The organism is Mycobacterium sp. E2238 (genome assembly GCF_001672665.1).
Classification (GTDB): Bacteria; Actinomycetota; Actinomycetes; order Mycobacteriales; family Mycobacteriaceae; genus Mycobacterium.
On the sequence record NZ_LZKF01000119.1, the window covers coordinates 1 to 5,582 of the forward strand.

The following is a 5,582-nucleotide window of genomic DNA, read 5'->3' on the forward strand; positions in this document are numbered from 1 at the left end:
CCGCGGTGTCGGCTCTGTCCTACGAGGGCAGGCTGCATTCCCACGAGTGCACCGCCGCCCGGCGCCTTGCCGGATACCCGCCCGGCGTGCGGACGCTCACCGTAGGGCATCACGGCAACTCGACGGAGAGCCTTGAGGAGGCGGAGGCGATCACCGGCCAAATCGAACGACTGCTCGGCATGCCCTGGACCGACGAGCACGGCACCCGGCCCCTGACCGCTTCCGACGTGTTGGTGCTGGCGCCCTACAACGCCCAGGTGGCGCTGCTGCGCCGGCGGTTGACCGCCGCCGGGCTCGGCGGGATCCGGGTCGGCACGGTCGACAAGTTCCAGGGTGGGCAGGCGCCGGTGGTGTTCATCTCGATGACGGCCTCTTCCGCGGACGTGGTGCCACGCGGAATGTCGTTCCTGCTCAACAGGAACCGGCTCAACGTCGCCATCAGCCGGGCCCAGTACGCCGCGGTCATCGTGCGCTCGGGGTCGCTGACCGAGTACCTGCCCAGCACGCCCGCGGGGCTGATCGAGCTGGGCGCTTTTCTGGCGTTGACGCAGCCGGCCTGATGACCGGCCCGGCCTTAGTCGCCGGACGAGTGGCGACCGTAGCCGGTCGGGTCGTCGTCGGCATCGCGGCGGTGCCGGTGACCGCGCGCGGAGCCGTTCTGCGGCCGTGGCGGCGGCGCGGGCCGATCGCGGGGGGTGGACCGGTATGGGCGCGCCGAGAGTTCGGTTACCGGACGGAAGCGCTCGCGGGTGTCGACATGGGAGCCGTTGTGCGCGAAACCGATTGGGCCACCGTTCGGAGCGGGTTTGTCGCGCCGACTGTGCCACGCGGACGGCGGGCGCGGGCGCGCGGGCCGATCGGCCGGCGTCCCGGCACCGCTTTCGCGCCCGTATGCCGCGCGCGATGCCGGGGCGGCCTCGGGTTCCCGAAGAAGGATGAATTCGACGTAGTCGTCGTCGTCATAGTCGTCGCCGAGCAGGTCGCCCGCCTCCGACCGGCCGCCGGCCACGGCCGACGGCGCATAGCCGATCAAGAACAAGGCGGCCACGATCCCGAACAGCGCGACGAACGCGGGCAACAGCACCGATTGCGACATGGCGGCCGCGAACGGGTCGCGCAGGAACTCGGGCAGTTGCAGCGTGGCGGGCGTCTCCTCGCCGACACCGCCGGACGGCTGCGGCGGCATCTCGGCGCCGATCCGTGCGGTCATGAACGCGGCCATGCCCGCGCTTCCGAGCACCGCGCCGAGCTGGCGGACCGAGTTGTACACGGCGGAGCCCGCGCCGGCCAGGCGCGGCGGCAGGTTGCGCGTCGCGGTGGCGGTCAGTGGCGACCAGACGAACGCCATCCCGACGCCCGACGCGAAGAACGGCAACACCAGCCGCCAGACCGGTGTCGTTGGGGACATCTCGAAGGTGAGCCAGGTCAGCGCTATCGCCAGCACCGAGAAGCCGAACCCGAGGACCGGGCGTGGATGGTATTTGTCGACCATCCTGCCGACGAAGGGGGCGAACGCTCCGTTGGCGATCGCCATCGGCGCGATCAGCAGGGCCGAGCGCGTCGGCGACAACCCGCACACGGCCTGCGCGTAGAACGTCAACGGCAGCATCATCGCGGTCGCGGCGAACGAGACGATGGCCACCCCGACGTTGCACAGGCCGAAGTCGCGGTCACGGAAGATCACCAGAGGAATCAGTGGCTCGTCGGTGTTCATCGACTGCCAGAACACGAACACCGTCATGAACCCGACTCCGGCGACCAGCATCGCCCAGATCCATGGCTGCCAGTGCGCGGCCTGGCCCTGTTGCAGCCCGAACACGATCAGGAACATCCCCGCACCGGACAGCGCGACGCCGACCACGTCGAACCGGTGCGACTGGGTGGGCAGCACCGGGACCAACCAGTACGCGAGCGCAAGCCCGGCCACGCCGATGGGGACGTTGACGAAGAAGATCCACTGCCACCCCAGCCCGTCGACCAGCACACCGCCGGCCAGCGGGCCCACCAGGCTGGCGACCCCGGCCGTGGCCCCCCACAGGCTGACCGCGACGCCGCGCCGCTCCGCCGGGAAGATCCGGGTGATCGTCGACAAGGTCTGCGGCGTGAGCACCCCGGCGCCGACACCCTGCACCACCCGGGCGGCGATCAGCATGGCGGCGCTGCCCGACAGCCCGCACCACACCGAGGCGACGGTGAACACCACCAGGCCGATCAGGTACAGGTTCTTGGGGCCGAACCGGTCACCGAGCCGCCCGGCCACCAGCAACACGACCGCGTAACCCAGCAGGTAGGCGCTGGTCACCCAGACCACCGTGTCGTAGCCGATGTGCAACTTGGTCATGATCGTCGGGTTCGCGATGGCGACGATGGTCGAGTCGACCATGATCATGAAGAAGCCGATCATCATCGCCCAGAGCGCGTTCCAGGGCCTCTGGGATTGCGGCGAGTTCTGGGTGAGGAAGTTCCAGCGCTTCGTGAGGTGGGCTGGGTTCGGCGCCGCGCGCCGGGTTACCCCGGACGACGGAGGCGTCGCCGCGGTCATCTACCCACCTCGTTTCAGCTTCCGAGGATGCCCGGCTGCGGGGGCTGGTCTGTCGACGGGCCCCCGGACCGTCACGGACATCCAGCCTGCATTATGGCCGCTGACGCAATTGAGGGCAGCGACGGACCCGATCCGGGGTACACCACGCGGAGGTTTCAAGTTCGGTCGGCGTTCCGGAGCGCGCACGTTAGCCTGGTAAGACGCCATTTGCAGGAGAGGCAAGATGCGGGCCCGACGGAAGCGGTCTTCGAACCGGTTTTTCAGCATGTCGCACGACGACCAGGCGCCGCCCACCAACGGCCGGCCCAAGACCTCCGCGCGGGCTTTGGCGCAGGTCATCGAGCGGAGCTCACGGATTCAGGGACCGGCTGCCGAGGCCTATGTGTCCCGGCTGCGCAACGCCCACCCGAGCAGCAGCCCGGCCGACATCCTCGCCAAGCTGCAGAAGCGCTACGTGGGCATGGTGACGGCCAGCGGCATGGCGGTTGGCGCGGTCGCGACGATCCCCGGCATCGGCACGCTGAGCGCGCTGTCTGCCGCCGCGGCCGAAACGGTGACGTTCCTGGAAGCCACCGCATTCTTCGTGTTGGCCGTCGCGGTGGTGTACGACATCCCCGCCGACCACCGGGAACGCCGCCGGGCCCTGGTGTTGTCGGTGCTGGTCGGCGACAACAGTAAGGCAGCGGTCGCCCAACTCTTCGGCCCGAGCCGCACCAACGGTGGCTGGATTTCCGAGAGCGTGGCCGCCGTGCCGCTGTCGTCGATGTCACGGCTGAACTCGCGACTGTTCAAATCGTGGGTCAAGCGATACACGCTGCGGCGCGGCGCCCTGGTGTTCGGCAAGGTGCTCCCGGTGGGCATCGGGATCGTCGTCGGGGCCGTGGGCAACTACTTCGCCGGCAAGAAGATCGTCCGCAACGCCGATCGGGCATTCGGCGCCCCGCCCGTGCGGTGGCCGCGCGCCCTGCACCTGGTGCCGCCGTTCCACGAAGCCGGCTAGCGCCCTGCGACCCCCGTCTCCCTGGCGAATTGCTGGCGAAAGGTTAGCCTTTATAGGGCGGGAAACGTAGAGCATCGCCACTGCTGTGACATGCTCCACAATCCGGGGGCCGAGAAATGTACAGGCGCCGTGCAACAGCTGCGTAAGCGCTTGCAGGACAGAGGAATTGAGGCGAACAGCGGTCGTGAGCAACATAAGTTCACCATTCGGGCAGAACGAATGGCTGGTCGAGGAGATGTACCGCAAGTTCCGCGATGACCCCTCGTCGGTGGATCCGAGCTGGCACGAGTTCCTCGTCGACTACAACCCCGAGCCGACCGGCGAACCGGCCTCGAGCGCCGGCGACGGCCAACCCGCCGCGCAAGCAAAACCCGAGCCGGTCACCCAGCCGGTCGCCCAGACCGCGGCGCCGGCCCAGCCCGCCGCGGGCAACGGTGCCGCCAGCGCCCCCGCGGCAGCACCGGCCAAAGCCAAAGCCCCGACTCCCCCGCCCGCGGAAGGCGACGAGCTGCAGACCCTGCGCGGCGCCGCGGCCGCCGTCGTCAAGAACATGTCCGCCTCGCTGGACGTGCCGACCGCCACCAGCGTTCGGGCCGTCCCGGCCAAGCTGATGATCGACAACCGGATCGTCATCAACAACCAGCTCAAGCGCACCCGTGGCGGCAAGATCTCCTTCACCCACCTGCTGGGTTACGCGCTGGTGCAGGCGGTCAAGCAGTTCCCGAACATGAATCGGCACTACGCCGAGATCGACGGCAAGCCCACCGCGGTCACACCCGCCCATACCAATCTGGGCCTGGCCATCGACCTGCAGGGCAAGGACGGCAAGCGTTCGCTGGTGGTGGCCGGCATCAAGGGTTGCGAGACGATGCGCTTCGCGGAATTCGTCTCCGCCTACGAGGACATCGTGCGCCGGGCCCGCGACGGCAAGCTGACCGCCGAAGACTTTGCGGGCGTGACGATTTCGCTGACGAACCCCGGCACCATCGGAACCGTGCACTCGGTGCCGCGGTTGATGGCCGGCCAGGGCGCCATCATCGGCGTCGGCGCGATGGAATACCCCGCCGAATTCCAGGGCGCGAGCGAGGAGCGCATCGCCGAGCTGGGAATCGGCAAGCTGATCACGCTGACCTCGACGTACGACCACCGGATCATTCAGGGTGCCGAATCCGGCGACTTCCTGCGCGCCATCCACGAGATGCTGCTGTCGGACGCGTTCTGGGACGACATCTTCCGCGAACTGGGCAACCCGTACCTGCCGGTGCGGTGGAGCACCGACAACCCGGACTCGATCGTCGACAAGAACGCCCGGGTGATGGAGTTGATTGCGGCCTACCGCAACCGCGGCCACCTGATGGCCGACATCGACCCGCTGCGGCTGGACGGCAGCCGCTTCCGCAGCCACCCCGACCTCGAAATCCTCAACCACGGGCTGACGCTGTGGGATCTCGACCGGGTGTTCAAGGTCAACGGCTTCGCCGGCTGCGAGTACAAGAAGCTGCGCGACGTGCTTGGCCTGCTGCGCGACGCCTACTGCCGCCACATCGGCGTGGAATACACCCACATCCTCGAGCCCTCGCAGCAAGAGTGGCTGCAGCAGCGCGTCGAGACCAAACACGTCAAACCGACGGTGGCCGAGCAGAAATTCATCCTGAGCAAGCTGAACGCCGCCGAGGCATTCGAGACGTTCTTGCAGACAAAGTACGTTGGGCAGAAACGGTTTTCGCTAGAAGGTGCGGAAAGCGTGATCCCGATGATGGACGCGGCGATCGACCAGTGCGCCGAGCACGGTCTCGACGAAGTGGTCATCGGGATGCCGCACCGCGGCCGGCTCAACGTGCTGGCCAACATCGTCGGCAAGCCCTACTCGCAGATCTTCAGCGAGTTCGAGGGCAACCTCAACCCGTCGCAGGCGCACGGTTCCGGTGACGTCAAGTACCACCTCGGCGCCACCGGCGTCTACCTGCAGATGTTCGGCGACAACGACATTCAGGTCTCGTTGACCGCGAACCCCTCGCACCTGGAGGCCGTCGACCCGGT

4 protein-coding genes are annotated in these 5,582 nt (G+C 68.1%); 3 read left to right on the forward strand and 1 reads right to left on the reverse strand.

Going from position 1 to position 5,582, the window contains the following annotated elements:
- Nucleotides 1-560 (forward strand): DEAD/DEAH box helicase (locus tag A5711_RS10050; protein ID WP_197520774.1); only part of this gene is annotated, 560 nt, incomplete at its 5' end.
- 14 nt (nucleotides 561-574) lie between these two features.
- On the opposite strand, the gene A5711_RS10055 is transcribed toward A5711_RS10050, so the two are convergent.
- On the reverse strand, nucleotides 575-2,542 hold the full coding sequence (locus A5711_RS10055; protein WP_067945999.1) for an MFS transporter: 1,968 nt from the start codon (nucleotides 2,540-2,542) through the stop codon (nucleotides 575-577).
- A 223-nt stretch (nucleotides 2,543-2,765) separates the two neighbouring features.
- Here A5711_RS10055 and A5711_RS10060 point away from each other — a divergent pair, with 223 nt between their 5' ends.
- Nucleotides 2,766-3,542 (forward strand): hypothetical protein, encoded by a 777-nt coding sequence (locus tag A5711_RS10060; protein WP_067946001.1) that lies wholly within the window; start codon nucleotides 2,766-2,768, stop codon nucleotides 3,540-3,542.
- Between the two features lie 184 nt (nucleotides 3,543-3,726).
- Nucleotides 3,727-5,582: multifunctional oxoglutarate decarboxylase/oxoglutarate dehydrogenase thiamine pyrophosphate-binding subunit/dihydrolipoyllysine-residue succinyltransferase subunit (locus A5711_RS10065; RefSeq protein ID WP_156744854.1), on the forward strand; the 1,856-nt coding region annotated here is incomplete at its 3' end.